The 14,176-nt window shown below is 69.0% G+C and carries 15 protein-coding genes; 11 read left to right on the forward strand and 4 right to left on the reverse strand.

The genetic code is table 11. From position 1 onward, the window contains the following. The first annotated feature begins 282 nt into the window (after positions 1-282). The 4 genes from KF684_13115 to KF684_13130 all read left to right on the forward strand — a co-directional run bounded on the left by KF684_13115 (position 283) and on the right by KF684_13130 (position 4,636). Positions 283-933 carry a type II secretion system protein gene (locus tag KF684_13115; protein ID MBX3353866.1) on the forward strand — a complete coding sequence of 217 codons (651 nt, stop codon included), beginning with the start codon at positions 283-285 and terminating at the stop codon, positions 931-933. Positions 934-958: 25 nt separating this feature from the next. Continuing rightward, positions 959-1,825, forward strand: a complete 867-nt coding sequence (locus tag KF684_13120; protein ID MBX3353867.1) for a hypothetical protein — start codon at positions 959-961, stop codon at positions 1,823-1,825. Between the two features lie 259 nt (positions 1,826-2,084). Further along, entirely contained in the window at positions 2,085-4,136 is a 2,052-nt protein-coding gene (locus tag KF684_13125; GenBank protein MBX3353868.1) for an elongation factor G, read from the forward strand. Between the two features lie 62 nt (positions 4,137-4,198). Next, positions 4,199-4,636, forward strand: a complete 438-nt coding sequence (locus KF684_13130; GenBank protein MBX3353869.1) for a DUF559 domain-containing protein — start codon at positions 4,199-4,201, stop codon at positions 4,634-4,636. Between the two features lie 274 nt (positions 4,637-4,910). Here KF684_13130 and KF684_13135 read toward each other — a convergent pair whose 3' ends face one another. The 3 genes from KF684_13135 to KF684_13145 all read right to left on the reverse strand — a co-directional run bounded on the left by KF684_13135 (position 4,911) and on the right by KF684_13145 (position 6,723). Then, positions 4,911-5,873: an aspartate carbamoyltransferase catalytic subunit gene (locus KF684_13135; GenBank protein MBX3353870.1), complete on the reverse strand. Its 963-nt coding sequence runs from the start codon at positions 5,871-5,873 to the stop codon at positions 4,911-4,913. Between the two features lie 83 nt (positions 5,874-5,956). Further along, a complete protein-coding gene (locus tag KF684_13140) occupies positions 5,957-6,223 on the reverse strand; it encodes a 4Fe-4S binding protein (protein MBX3353871.1) in 267 nt (88 codons plus the stop codon). A gap of 275 nt (positions 6,224-6,498) precedes the next feature. Beyond that, positions 6,499-6,723, reverse strand: coding sequence for a hypothetical protein (locus tag KF684_13145; protein ID MBX3353872.1), 225 nt, complete (start codon positions 6,721-6,723; stop codon positions 6,499-6,501). Positions 6,724-6,967: 244 nt separating this feature from the next. Between KF684_13145 and KF684_13150 the strand changes: the two genes are divergently transcribed. The 5 genes from KF684_13150 (at position 6,968) to KF684_13170 (ending at position 11,954) form a co-directional block, all read left to right on the forward strand. Beyond that, a complete protein-coding gene (locus tag KF684_13150) occupies positions 6,968-8,212 on the forward strand; it encodes an insulinase family protein (GenBank protein MBX3353873.1) in 1,245 nt (414 codons plus the stop codon). Positions 8,213-8,319: 107 nt separating this feature from the next. Continuing rightward, a complete protein-coding gene (locus KF684_13155; GenBank protein MBX3353874.1) occupies positions 8,320-9,678 on the forward strand; it encodes a hypothetical protein in 1,359 nt (452 codons plus the stop codon). 90 nt (positions 9,679-9,768) lie between these two features. Continuing rightward, entirely contained in the window at positions 9,769-10,239 is a 471-nt protein-coding gene (locus KF684_13160) for a DsrE family protein (GenBank protein ID MBX3353875.1), read from the forward strand. A 153-nt stretch (positions 10,240-10,392) separates the two neighbouring features. Continuing rightward, on the forward strand, positions 10,393-11,694 hold the full coding sequence (locus tag KF684_13165) for a permease (GenBank protein MBX3353876.1): 1,302 nt from the start codon (positions 10,393-10,395) through the stop codon (positions 11,692-11,694). A gap of 20 nt (positions 11,695-11,714) precedes the next feature. Further along, the gene (locus KF684_13170) at positions 11,715-11,954 is read left to right on the forward strand and encodes a TM0996/MTH895 family glutaredoxin-like protein (GenBank protein MBX3353877.1); all 240 of its coding nucleotides are present in this window, start codon (positions 11,715-11,717) and stop codon (positions 11,952-11,954) included. Between the two features lie 15 nt (positions 11,955-11,969). Here the strand turns inward: KF684_13170 and KF684_13175 are convergent, their stop codons facing one another. Next, positions 11,970-13,136, reverse strand: a complete 1,167-nt coding sequence (locus tag KF684_13175) for a DUF444 family protein (GenBank protein ID MBX3353878.1) — start codon at positions 13,134-13,136, stop codon at positions 11,970-11,972. Positions 13,137-13,264: 128 nt separating this feature from the next. Between KF684_13175 and KF684_13180 the strand changes: the two genes are divergently transcribed. Next, the gene (locus KF684_13180) at positions 13,265-13,642 is read left to right on the forward strand and encodes an AtpZ/AtpI family protein (GenBank protein ID MBX3353879.1); all 378 of its coding nucleotides are present in this window, start codon (positions 13,265-13,267) and stop codon (positions 13,640-13,642) included. Next, a complete protein-coding gene (locus KF684_13185) occupies positions 13,639-14,085 on the forward strand; it encodes a hypothetical protein (GenBank protein ID MBX3353880.1) in 447 nt (148 codons plus the stop codon). Before KF684_13180 ends, KF684_13185 begins: the two co-directional genes overlap by 4 nt. Positions 14,086-14,176 lie beyond the last annotated feature (91 nt).

The raw sequence follows: 14,176 nt of genomic DNA on the forward strand, positions 1-14,176 counted from the left end.
GGAGAGCCGGTCGACGACCGAGAAGGGGAATCGTCCGGACCGGGAAAACAGCCGTAGAGATGACGAAAACTCGGGAATTATCGGACTCTCAAGGCAACATTCACCACGGAGGGCGCGGAGGGGTTGGGGTTCGGAGAGGGCCCCCCCCCAGCGAGCGGCAGGGGGGAAGATCGCACTTACTCCCCACTCCCCACTCCCCACTCCCTGCTCCCTGCTCCCTTCCGCCCACGCCTTCCCCCCGAATCCGCACCCCCTTCCACCCGAACCAATACCATCATGACGATGGCACGCGTTCGCGAATCTCGCGCCCGGCGCGCTCGGTGGGGGTTCACCCTCATCGAGCTGCTCGTGGTCGTCAGCATCGTCGCGCTGCTGATCGGCATCCTTGCGCCCACGCTGACCAGGGCCCGAAACAGCGCCCAGCGCACCAAGTGCCTCTCCAACCTCCGCGGCATCGGGCTTGGCGTCGAGGTCGCGCGCAACAACACGCCACGCTTCGAGCTGCCCTACGCCCTGCCCCTCGACGACAGCAGCGTCTACGGCGCCGACCCGCGCCCGCCGGAAGAGCTCAACCCCGACGGCATCATGGCGACCTTCGGGCCCATGCTCGATTCGCTCGAGGTCTTCCTCTGCCCAAGCGACCGCTCGATCCCGCCCGAGCTGCGCCTCGCCGGGCTCTCGCCCATCGGGCGTCACAGCAGCTACGAGTACTGGGCGGGCACGCTGATGGTCGCGCGCGAGATCTTCCGCGACGATCGCGACCCGCGCGGCGCCGTCACCAAGTTCTACGAGTTCAACCCCAACTACCCCGTCTTCGCCGACTCGGCCGCCCGCCACGAGGGCGGGCCGGAGTACGACCAGAACGCCCTGTACTTCGGCGACTGGCGCGCCGACTGGCTGATCCTGAACCCGCGCGACAGCGTGCGCAACTGACGCGCCGAGGAAGGAACGCCGCGATATGCCGAACCACGAACACCACCATGTCAGCGACCCGACGACGAAGGGCTCCCTGCTCGAGGGACTCGACGCGCCGGTCGGCGCACGCGCGCGCTCGGCACGACCCTCGTTCCGCGATCGCTTCGACATCGACCTGCGCGAGCTGCTGCCGGCGATCAGGGGCGCGATGGAGAAGCACCGCGCGCTGGCGGCGGCGACGGGCGTCACGATCGCGCTGCTGGGCGCAGGGGGCGGGGCGGCGCTGGCGTGGAGCGCGTTCAGGCCGATCCGCGTGCCCGACGCCGCCAACGACCCGCTCGCGAACGTGCTGGGCTTCGCGCTGCTGGACAAGGACTTCCGCAAGCTGCCGGTGAAGGAGCGTCTGGAGATCGTGCTGCAGCTGGCGGAGCGTCTGCGCACGATGAGCGCCGGCGACAGCGTGCTGGTGGCCGCCTTCGCCGCCGGGATCGCGGGCGAGGCGCGCAAGCAGCTCGAAGAGAACATGCGCACGCTGGGCATCGACCTGATGACGGACTACGCGAACAAGTACGCGCAGGTCGACGGCGCGAAGCGCGAGGAGTTCCTGGACGAGACGGCGCTGGAGTGGTCGCGCCTGCTCGAGCAGCTGACCGGTCAGGAGCGCGACGTCGACGACGCGACGCGCCTGCAGGAGATGCAGACGCAGGCCCAGCGCGACGCCGAGCAGGGGCGGCGTCGTGACGGCCCGCTGCGCTCGGACAACGTGGCCGACTTCTTCTCGTCGATGCAGGCCGACATCAACGCCGACGCGAACCCCAACCAGCGCGCCCAGACCGCCAAGTTCATGCGAGACATGACGCGCCACCTGCGAGGGCGCGACATCCGGACGAACCAGCCGGTGAAGAAGTAAGCGGGAGAGATTCACCGCAGAGGGCGCAGAGGACGCAGAGAGGGAGGGGGTGTGGGAGCGTCCTCTTTCTGGCGCTCCGGCTCGTGCCTTGTGCCTCGTGCCCCGTGCCTTCCCCTTCCACCCCCTTGACCTTGCCAGTACAATCCAAGTCCGCCAGGGCGAGGGTGTTCCCCGCCCCGGCGACATCCTGACCACCTCGGGCCGCGACGCGGCATCGACGCGCCGCGGGTCCCGTTCCGCCCGAAGGGAGACGCGTCGCATGGCCTACTCCACGAACGACATCCGCAACATTGCTCTGGCGGGGCACGCCTGGGCGGGCAAGACCACGCTCGTCGAGCGACTGCTCCACCACAAGGGCCTGACCGGGCGCATGGGGATGGTCGAAGAGGGCAACACCGTCTGCGACTTCGAGGACGAAGAGAAGCACCACAAGCACACGCTCTCGCCCGCCGTCGTCCATCTCGAACACGAGGGGCGCCAGATCAACCTGATCGACACGCCGGGCTACCCCGACCTCGCCGGCGTCGCGATGTCCTGCTTCCCGGCGGTCGAGACCGTCGCGATCGTGATCGACGCGTCGGTGGGCATCCAGATGAACACGCGCAGGATGATGCGCTTCGCCAAGGAGCGACGACTGCCCACGATGCTCATCATCAACAAGATCGACCACGAGGGCGTGAACCTGATCGAGCTGCGCGACCACATCGCCGATGTCTTCGGCCCCGAGTGCGTGCCCGTGAACAAGCCGTGCAAGAAGGGCACGGACGTCGTCGACCTGCTCGAGACCAAGACCGGCGAGACCGACCTGGGCACGGTCGCCGAATCGCGCACGAAGCTGCTCGACCAGATCGCCGAGGTCGACGACACGCTCGCGGAAAAGTACCTCGAAGACCCCGACTCCATCACCCCCGAGGAGTGGCACGACGCGCTCATCAAGGCGCTGCGCGAGTCGCACCTCATCCCGGTCGTCTATTGCTCCGCGAAAACCGGCGTCGGCGTCGACGACCTCCTCCATATCTTCGCCAATGTCTGCCCCAGCCCCCTCGAGGGCAACCCGCGACCCTTCCTCAAGACCGAAGACGACGGCGAGGAAACCCCCTTCCGCGCCACGCAGAACCCCGAGGACCACGTCCTCGCGCACGTCTTCCGCATCGCGACCGACCCCTTCGTCGGCAAGGTCGCGTATTTCCGCGTCCATCAGGGCGTCATCAAGCACGGCGACCAGTTGCTCGTCGACCGCTCCACCAAGAAGGTCCGGCTCGCGCACATCCACCGACCCATGGGCAAGGACCTCAAGGAGATCGACCGCGCGATCCCGGGCGACATCGCCTGCGTCACCAAGATCGACGAGATCCACTACGGCAGCGTGCTCCACGACCACCCGGAAGAAGCCGGCGTCCACCTCAAGCCCCTCGACCTGCCGCGACCCATGCAGGGCCTCGCGCTGGTCGCCAAGTCACGCAGCGACGAGACCAAGATCGGCGGCGCCCTCCAGAAACTCGTCGAGAGCGACCCGAGTTTCGTCGTCGAGCGCGTCGAGGCCACCGGCGAGACCGTCGCGCGAGGCATGGGCGAGCTGCACCTGCGCATCATGCTCGAGAAACTCAAGAACCGCTTCGGCGTCGAGGTCGACACCCACACGCCCAAGGTCGCGTACAAGGAAACCATCCTCGCCAAGGCCGAGGGCCACCACCGGCACAAGAAGCAGACCGGCGGCGCCGGCCAGTTCGGCGAGGTCTTCCTGCGCGTCGAGCCCATCCAGGGGGGCGAGCAGGAATTCGAGTTCGTCGACGACACCTTCGGGGGAAGCGTGCCCAGGCAGTTCCTCCCGGCGATCGAGAAGGGCGTGCGCATGGTGCTCAACACCGGCGCGTTCGCCGGGTACCCGCTCACGCGCGTGCGCGTCAGCGTCTACGACGGCAAGCACCACCCCGTCGACAGCAAGGAGGTCGCGTTCGTGACCGCCGGCAAGCGGGCGTTCATCGACGCCGTCGCCAAGGCCAAGCCCGCGCTGCTCGAGCCCTTCGTCGACATGGAGGTCGTCGCCCCGGCCGAGCGCATGGGCGACATCACCAGCGACCTGATCGGCAAGCGAGGGCGCGTGATGAGCACCGACATGGGCCAGGGCGGCATGTGCATCATCAAGGCGACCGCGCCCCTGTCAGAACTCGACAACTACGCCGGACGCCTCAAGAGCATGACCGGCGGCGTGGGCTCGTTCGTGATGGAATACAGCCACGACGAGGTGGCGCCCCCGAACGTGCAGGCGCATGTGGTGGCGCAGTTTAAGGGGCATGGGGAGGAGGATTGAGAACGGAGTCCGCCGAATCCGCACCCAGCGACGAAGAAACGGCGCGCCCACCAGCGGAGGCCATGCTCATTCGGCGCACGAAGTCATCGCCTGCGTCGACCGCACGCGCGAGGACGCTTCGCCGAGAATCGTCGGCGCCAGAACGGGTTCTCTGGCGATGGCTGCGTGGCCGTCGCCTCGGTGGCTTCAAGTTCAGGCGCCAGCAGCCGCTCGGCGGCTACACCCTCGACTTCTTCTGCCGCGAGGCCATGCTCTGCGTGGAGCTCGACGGTGTGCATCACGCGGGGGAGACCAACCGGTTGCGAGACAGCGTTCGTGATGCCAAGCTCGCAGAATTGGGAGTTCGGACGCTTCGCTTCACGGCGTCCTCGCTGGCGAAAGAAAGAGACGCCGTCCTCGCGACCATCCTCCGCGAGGCCCGACCCCGCGCCACAGCGACCGCCGACGACGCCCCCCCTTCTCCCGCAGGGAGAAGGTGTCTGGCGCAGCCAGACGGATGAGGGCTACCGGTTCTTATCCTTTCCTACACCGCCTCGTTCCGAGGCAGGTGCACGCATCGAAGCGCGTTCACGCGTCGTCCCTGCGAGGCTTTGGAGCACGGGAGGACGGGTAGCCCTCACCAGCGTCGCTGCGCTCCGCGACCTCTCCCTGAGGAGAGGTGGGAGGAGTGAAGCCAGACGGATGAGGGCTACCGGTTCTTGTCTTTCCCTACCGCGCCTCATCCCGAATGAGGCGAATTGCAGGACAGGTCTACACGCGAAACACCCCGCCCACTCACCCCCCCACGCACCGCTCCAGCGCCGCCATCCGGACCGCGACTCCCGCCGCGACCTGGTTAAGGATCACGCTGCGGGTGGGGTCGTCGGCGACGTCGGGGGCGAGTTCGACGCCGCGGTTGACGGGGCCGGGGTGCATGACGATCGCGCCGCGTTTGAGTTTGGTGGCGCGCGCCGTGGTGAGCTGGTAGCCGCGCGCGTAATCGCGGGCCGAGGCGATGGTGGCGCTGCGCTCGAACTGGATGCGCAGGGTCTGGACCGCGTCGACCGTCGGCAGGACCGCGTCGAGGTCGTGGGCCACCTCGACGCCCATGCCCTTGAGCGACGCGGGCGCGAACGCCGGGGGCCCGACGCACACCACGCTCGCGCCCAGCGCCGTGAAGGCGGCGATGTCGGAGCGCGCGACGCGTGAGTTGAGGACATCGCCCAGGATCGCGACGCGCAGGCCGGAGAGATCGAAGTCGGCGTCGCGCCCGCGTGCGCGCGCCAGAGCAAGCGCGTCGAGCAGGCCCTGGGTGGGGTGTTCGTGGCGCCCGTCGCCGGCGTTGAGGACGGCGCAGCGCACGGCGCGGGCGACGGTGTCGCACGCGCCGGAATGCTCGTGGCGGATGACCAGCGCGTGGGCGCCCATCGCCTCGACGACGCGCGCCGTGTCGAGGAGGGTCTCGCCCTTCTTCAGCGACGACGAGCCGGCGGCCAGATCGAGCACCTCGGCGCCCAGGCGGCGGGCGGCGAGGGTGAAACTCATGCGCGTGCGCGTCGAGTCCTCGAAGAAAAGGTTGGCGACGACGACGCCTCGCAGCGAGGAGAGCCACGCGCCGTCGGGGGTTCCGGATTCGATGGCTTCGAGGTGGTCCCGGGCGCGGCTCAGGAGGGCGCGCATCTCGGGCAGCGGCATGGCGCGGAGTCGGAGGAGGCAGGAGCCGCGCGTGCCGTGGGGTCGGGCGAGGGTGGTGGTCATCCGACGGTGATCGTAGAGGCCCCGGGGTTCAGCTGCGCACCCTCCGGCCCGCGTGCCCTGTGCCCCGTGCCTCGTGCCTGCTCTCAGCCCTTCTTGGCGTAGTAGTCGATGTTGATCTGGACGTACTTTCGCCACTCGTCGGGGAGGTCTTCCTCGGGATAGATGGCGCGGACCGGGCACTCGTCGACGCACAGGCCGCAGTCGATGCAGGTGTCGGGGTCGATGTAGAGCTGGTCGGCCTTCTGGAAGTCGGCCTCGTCCTTGGTGGGGTGGATGCAGTCGACGGGGCAGACCTGGGTGCAGGACACGTCCTTGGTGCCGATGCAGGGCTCAGCGATCACATGGGGCATGGGTGCGACTCGACCTCGCGAGGGGAGCGGGCAATGGGAGCCCGGGGGTGGTCCGGGGACCTTCCGGGGGGGAGGGGATGATATCGGGCCGCGCGAGCGGCAGGATGCAACGCGCAAAAAACGAAGCGGGGCCGTCTCGCGATGAGCCGGCCCCGCTGTGTTTCGTGTGGCGCTGTGAGTTGGCCGACGCGTCCTGTGGTCCGCGTCGGGTCCCGGGCGTTGACCCGGGCGCCGAGGGGGATGCCTTCCGACCCAAAGTCGGAGGCGCCCGGCGATCACATCATGGGGTTGGCAGGGGCAGCGGCGGCGCTGGCCTTCTTGCGGGTCGCCTTGCGGCGGGCCTTCTTCTTGGTGGCCTTCTTCTTGCCAGCCTTCTTGGCGGTGCGCTTCTTGGTGGCCTTCTTCTTGGAGGCCTTCTTCTTCGATGCCTTCTTGCGACCGGTCTTCTTGGCGGCTTTCTTGCGAGTCGCCTTCTTCTTGGCACGCTTCTTCTTAGCCATTGCAGAGTCTCCTCTTCAGTGTCGGAGCTGAGGATGTGTCGGACGACGCACAGCGCCACTGGGGCGTCCGACCGACTGTCACATCGTACAACGGGTATCGGCCTCGTGCGCACGCAACCTTCAGGAATCGTTCAAGAGGATCCGCCGGGCGGGCCGAACGCGCCGCCCCGACCGTGCCCTACACTCGCGCCGCGGCCCGCGCCGCGACGCCATACACCCCGCCTCACCGAGCGAGGAGAGACCCGTGCCCGACATCGTCGTGAAGCAACTCCCCTGCGGCATGCCGCTGATCTGCGAACGCATGGAAGGCGTCAAATCCCTCGGGCTTTCGTGGCTTCTGCCCTTCGGCTCCGCCCATGACCCGCAGGCGCGCCTGGGCATGTCGGCGATGCTGTCGCAGCTGCTGTTCCGCGGCGCCGGCGCCCTCGACTCGCGGGCGCAGGCCGACGCGCTCGACCGTCTGGGCGTCGGTCGCTCCTGCGAGACGCAGACCTTCCGGCTGGCGCTCTCCGCGACGATGCTGGGCTCCAACCTCGCCGGCGCGCTGCCCCTGCTGGTGGACGCCGTGCGCCGCCCGGCGATCGACGAGGCCTCGTTCGACGCCGTCAAGGACCTGTGCCTCCAGGCGCTGGAGGGCCTCGACGACGACCCCCAGACCAAGGTCATGCTCAACCTGCGCGCCGCCCACGCGCCCAGCCCCATCAACCGCTCGGGCATGGGCACGGTCGAGGGCCTCGAAGCCATCTCGCGCGACGAGTTGCGCGACGCGTGGGGCGCGACCGCCCGGCCGGGCGGCGCGGTCCTCGCTCTCGCGGGCGATGTCGACCCGGACGCCGCCTTCGATCTCCTGTCGACGCTCCTCGATGGCTGGGCCGGCGCGACGCCAGACCCCGACGCGCGCGGCGAGCCAATGCGCGGGTACACCCACGAGACCCTCGAGACGGCGCAGGTCCACATCGCCCTCGCCCACGACGCGCCGGCCGAGAGCGACCGGAACGCCACCCTCGAGCGCGTCGTCGCGTCCGTGCTCTCCGGGGGCATGTCCGGGCGCCTCTTCACCGAGGTGCGCGAGAAGCGATCGCTCTGCTACAGCGTGAGCGCCAGCTACGGGACCGACCGCACCTTCGGGCGCGTCGCGGCCTATGTGGGCACCACCCCCGAACGCGCCCAGGAGGCGCTCGACGTCCTGTGGGGCGAACTGACGCGCATCAGCAAGGGCATCGACCAGAGCGAGCTCGACCGCGCGATCGTGGGCATGCAGTCCACCCTCGTGATGAGCGGCGAGTCCTCCTCGGCACGCGCGTCGGCCATCGCGCAGGACTTCCGCAAGATCGGGCGCCCGCGCACGCTCGACGAACGCATCGACGAGATCGGTCGCGTCACGCTCAAGGGCGTGAACGACTACCTCTCGACACGGCGCCTGGGCGTCTGCACGGTCGCGACAATCGGGCCCAAGGCGCTCGACGCCCCCAAGGGAATTGCGGGCTGAGTCGGAGCGCCGCGTCCGCCGGGGCTTTCCCGTGAAAAAAGTTTGGCGACACCGGCGTGATCCGGTACGGTGGGGGTTCGCGTCTCTGGGGGAGAAAGGAACCCCCGATGCGCCGAACACTCTCCATCGCACTCGCCACCGCGCTCGCCGCGTCCCTCGGGGGCGCCGGCTGGGCACAGAGCTTTGTCCGACCCTTCGGCAGTTGGCTGCCGCCCGGGGGCGTGCCCACGCAGGACTTGCGATTCAGTTTCGTGCCCGACGGCGTCGAAGTGCCGGAGACTATCGCGTACTTCCCGCAGTTCCCGACCACGGTCGTCGTGCCCGGCCCCAACGAGTTGGTGGGGAGGATGAACACGGTGTTCGCCGACAGCGGCGGCTTGTCGGAGTTCTCGCAGCGATTCCAGGCAATCGCCGGCGCGTGGACCGATGAGACGGCCCTTGATCTCCGACTGGTCGCCAACCAGAGCGGGGTGGACGACGGTGAGGCGCTCGGGTCGCCCGGGTCGACCCGTCGGGGGGACATCCGCGTCGTCGCGCGCCCGTTCGTGTCGGGCCAGCAGAGCCGCCCGTTCTTCGTCGTTGCCGCCAACGAGGGCGCGGACGCCTACTCGGGCGAGATCATCCTGAACACGCTGGTGTACCCCTGGAATCTCCAACCCGGACAGCCCTTCGACCCGGCCGCGCGGGACTACTGGACCAGGGTGTACCTCCAGAACGCGATCGGCCAGGCCATCGGCGTGAACCCTCACTGCACGACCGTCTTCGACACGATGATGCGCGGCCTTGACCTCAGCGCGATCAACGACCCCGTGATCGACACACCCGCGCACACCGACATCCTCGCGCTGCAGTTCATGTACGGCGACGCGTTCGAGGGCAACGACACGCCCGCGACCGCGACGCAGCTGGTCACGCTGCAGAGCGGCGTCGTCTCGGCCCCCTGCGTCGCGCGGACCGCGGGCGGCGAGGCGCGGTCGCGATGCAGCGTCCGCAACGAGAGCGACCTCGACTACTTCCAGGTCACGGTGGCCGCGCCGGGCACGCTCAGCGCGACCGTCACGGCGGTCGGGCTGCGGTTCAACTACGGGAGTACCTGCGATACCTCGTCGGGGAGTCGCAGAGACGCGCGCACGCGCAACGCGGCGACGCTCTCGGTTCGGATACTCGGCCCGGCGCCGGCGACGACCGAGATCGCGAGCGGCGTGCCCGTGCCCGGCGCCGACGGCACGCTGGCCATCGCGGCCGCCACGGTGGGGCCGGGGTCGTACTACGTCGTCGTGAGCGCGTCGGACTTCGAGCCGGGCGTGACGAACCTCGTCCCCACGCCGCAGATGTACTCGCTGAGCGTGCTCGCGACCGACGCGGCAAGCGCCGGGGATTGCCCGGGCGACACGAACGGCGACGGGGCGATCAACTTCGCCGATCTGAACACCGTGCTGAGCAACTTCGGCACGGCGTGCCCGTGACCACGCGGCGCCGGCGAGGGAACACTGGCGACGCCGCTGGCGTTTGATCCGCGTGAATCGCCGCGGATCGAACCCACGCCAGAAGTTTCCATGCACGCCCCTCGCCAACCCCGCCTCGTGGCCGCCCTCGCGATCTGCGCGAGCGCCGTGTTCTTTCTTGGGATGCTCGCCGGCTCGCGTGAGCCCGCCGCCCATGCGCAGACTCGCGTCGAGCCCGCCTCGCCCACGCGACTGGCCATCGTCTGGACCAGCGGCGACCCGGATGTGGCGCACCGGATGGCGCTCATGTACTCCCACGCCGCCAAACGCGCCGGCTGGTACCACGAGGTCACGCTGATCGTCTGGGGGCCCTCGCAGCGTCTGCTCGTGGGCGACAAGGACCTGCAGGCCAAGGTCGAGGCCATGCGCAAGGACGGCGTGGTCGTCCGCGCCTGCATCGCCTGCGCGAACTCCTACGGCATCGCGGACAACCTGCGCGCGCTCGGCCTGCCGGTTGAACCCATGGGGCAACCCCTCAGCGAGATGCTCCAGAGCGACGGGTGGGATGTGCTGACCTTCTGAGCAGCCCTCGGTCACAGTCGAGCCAGGCCCGCCCCCGGTATGCTGCTGCCTGTATGTCGGACCGGCTCACTGACGCATGCCCGCTGATCGAGACCGCCGCGAACTGCCCTCACCACGCGTCGTGCGCCGGCGGGCTGAGGAAGGGGCGTGATCATGGATAGGCGTGAGTGGCTGAAGCTCGCGTCGCTCGCGGCGCTGTTTCTCGGCATCTACCTGCTGCCCATCGGGGCCCCCGCGGTCGAGGCGGCTGTGGGTGAGGGGCTGCGCCTGACGCGCTGGTACGCGCGCGAGCATGTCATCCTCTGCCTGCTACCCGCGTTTCTGATCGCCGGCGCGATCGCCGCGTTCGTCGACAAGGCCGCGGTGCTGAGGTATCTGGGCCCGAAGGCCAGGAAGCCGGCGGCGTACGGGGTCGGCGCGACCTCGGGCTGCGTCCTGGCGGTGTGCTCGTGCACGGTGCTGCCGCTCTTCGCTGGGATCTATCGGATGGGCGCCGGGATCGGCCCCGCGATGACCTTCCTGTACGCCGGTCCGGCGATCAACGTGCTCGCGGTGATCCTGACCGCGAGGGTTCTCGGCTTGGAGCTCGGGCTCGCTCGAGCGATCGGCGCCGTCGTGTTCAGCGTCGTGATAGGCCTCACGATGGCGGCCATCTTCGAGCGCCGCGGTAAGGCGAACGGGACGCCGCCCCCGGAGTTCGTCGAGCCCGACGCGGGCGAGGCGCGCCCGCTGCACCAGCTCGCGCTGCTCTTTGGCCTGATGATCGCTGTGCTGATCTTCGCGAACTGGGGCGCCTCGCCCGACGCCGCCGGGTTCTGGCACGGGGTCTACGAGAACAAATGGGTGCTGACGACCGGCGCCGCGGTCCCGATGGGAGCGGTTCTCTGGCGCTGGTTCGGCTTCCCGCTGCTCGGGCTCATCGGCGCCGGCTGGCTCGTCGGGGCGGTCGCGTTCTTGTTTCAGAATGAGCCGAGCGTCCCGTTCGCGTCAGGGGTGGTGGCGCTGTGTCTGATGATGCCGCGCGCGGGCGATCAGGGGCGTGAGTGGTGGGCGCAGACCTGGGGGTACGCCAAGCTGATCACGCCGCTGCTCATCGGTGGGGTGTTCCTCGCGGGCGTGCTGCTCGGCACGCCCGAGGCGCGCGGGCTTATCCCGCCCGAATGGGTCGAGCGGGCGGTCGGGGGCAACAGCTTCGGCGCGACGCTTGGCGCTTCGGTCGTCGGCGCGTTCATGTACTTCGCTACGCTCACCGAGGTGCCGATTCTGGAAGGGCTCCTCGGCTCTGGCATGGGCAAGGGGCCCGCGCTCGCCCTGCTCCTCGCCGGGCCCGCGCTCTCGCTGCCCAACATGCTCGTCATCCGCGGCGTCGTCGGACTCAAGAAAGCCGCGGTGTATGTCACCGTGGTCATCGTGGGCTCGACTCTCGCCGGCCTGGTGTTCGGCAACCTGTTCTGATCGCTCGAAGGGAGTCCGTCATGGCCGCTACGAAAATCGAGATCCTGGGAACCGGCTGCGCGAAGTGCAAAGCGCTCGAGAAGTCCGCGCGCGAGGCGGTCGCCAATCTGGGCATCGACGCCGAGATCGCCAAGATCGAGAAAATGGACGACATCATCGCGCGCGGGGTCATGATGACGCCGGCGCTCGCGATCGACGGCAAGGTGAGGTCGAGCGGACGCGTGCTGTCTGCGTCGGAGGTCGAGAAACTGCTGACGTGATCGGCCGGGGCGCCGCTACCGCCCCGCCGCGAAGAAGGTGCGCAGCGAGTCGTGGATGTCGGGCTTGCTGTTCACGCGGCTGGTGACCAGGCGCGAGTCGAGGTCGCCCCGCCCGTCGGCGGTGGCGCCGGTGGGGTTCTTCGCTTCCTTCTTGTCCGTCGCGCAGCCGGGGAAGGCCTCGTGCAGGACATTGATGAAGTTCCCGCTGCCGTAGGCGCTGGCGACCTGGCAGTAGCCGAACATGTTGCTCTGCGGCAGCAGCGACTCTTGCAGGAGTTTCACGCAGAGGCGGTTGTCGGACTCGGACGAGTTGTCGCCGTCGGAGAAGTGGAAGAGGTAGATGTTCCAGTCGCCCGGGTCGTAGTGGTCGGCGAGCAGTTTCTGCGCGACCTGCAGGGCCGACGAGATGCGCGTGCCGCCGTCTTCGCGCACGCTGAAGAAGGTCGCGCGGTCGACCTCTTTCGCCTGCACATCGTGGACGATGTAGCGGCTCTCGATCCCGTCGTAGTTGCGGCGCAGCCAGGTGTCGATCCAGAACGCCTCGAGGCGCACGAGTTCCTTCTGCTCGTCGCCCATCGAGCCGGAGACATCCATCGTGTAGACGATGACCGCGTTGCTCTGGGGCGCCTTGATCTCGCGCCACGAGCGGTAGCGCCGGTCCTCGCGGATGGGGATGATGATGGGGTTGTCGGGGTCGTAATCGCCCATCGCGAGCTGGCGTTTGAGCGCCTCGCGGTAGGTGCGCTTGAAGTGGCGCAGCGACTCGGGCCCGGTCTGGCGCACGCCGGAGTACTTGTCCTTGATGGTCGTGATGTTGTGCGCGCCCTTGGGCTCGATGCGAGGGAGTTTGAGTTCCTCAGCGAGGATGTCGGCGAGTTCTTCGAGGGAGACATCGACCTCGAGCAGGTGCTTGCCGGCCTGGTCGCCGCCGGTGTTCTTGTTGCCCGATCCGTTCTGGCCCGAGTCCCCGTCGCCCTCGCCGTCGCCCGCGCCGACGCCGGGCGAGTTGTCGCCGTAGCGGAAGGTGGGGATGTCGATGTCGTGGACGGGGATGGAGACGAAGCGTTTGCCCTCTTTGCCGATGAGCTCGCCCCGGGTGAGGAACCGGCGCAGGTCCTTGCGGATCTTCCCCTTGACGATCTGTCGGAATCGCTGATGGTCCTGCTCGATGCGTGCGACCATGGGGCGCGGCTCCGTGCGCGAGGAACGGTCGTGTCTCCACCCTTCTTTTCGTCCGTTGGACGCGTGCGGGTCAGGGTGTGTTCGGTTTTTCGGACGCTCCGGTGGTGGAAGATCTACACTGCGCCGCGATGGCTAAGGGCGAACTGTTCAACCAGAAAGAGATGCGCCGGCTCTGGGGGGTCAGCGCGATGGGCATGGAGCTGGCCGGCGCGATCGCGATCCTGGCCCTGCTGGGGTGGGCCGCCGACCGGCAACTGGGCAGCGAGCCCTGGCTGCTGTTCGTGGGGATCGTCATCGGGACGGTGGGTGGCGGGGTCAACTTCATCCGTCGGGCCCGGGCGATGACGCGCGTGAACAGCGCCAACGGGGGGTGGGACCGCCCGCGCACCCGCCCGGGCGGCGCGCCCATGCCCCCGAAGGGGCCCGAGGCGTACGAGAAGATGCTCGAGGAAGAGAAGGCCCGGGCCGCGCGGCGGGCGGCCGGAGCCGGGGAGGATCACCCGTGACCGACGCGTACGGCCCGCCCATCGCACCCCCTCCGAAGGGGGCCCAGACGCCGGTCTCCCTGCCCACGGCCAAGCTGGTCGCGCTGACGCTCGGGCTGTCAGCGCTGGTGGGCGTCGGGCTCTGGGGGGTGTCGGCGTTCATCCGTCCCGGCGCAGGGGTCGGGGCGGCCACCGGGGCCGGGGCCGGCCTGCTCGGGACCCTGATCGGGACGCTCGCGGTGCAGCCCTGGAAACCCCGCCCGGTGGCGCGCTGGGGGTTCATTCTTCTGGGCGCGCAAGCGCTCTCGATGCTGGGGGTGACGATCGCGGCGATAGGGCTATACTCCGCCTCCCGTCCCGACCCGGCGGGCCTTTTGGTGGGCGCCGTGATGACCTTCCTGTGCGTGAACATCGCGCAGGCGAGCGTCGCCGGCGCCCGTCTCAAGGCCGCGCTCGCCGGCTGAACGACGAGGAGGAAGAGTCCAGGATCCTCGCGGCCGCGCCATGGTGGGCGTGGCGCCCGCCCGTCCCCTTTCTTTCGTCCCCGCTCCGGGT

It is taken from the genome of Phycisphaeraceae bacterium (assembly GCA_019636675.1).
Taxonomy (GTDB): domain Bacteria; phylum Planctomycetota; class Phycisphaerae; order Phycisphaerales; family UBA1924; genus JAHBXC01.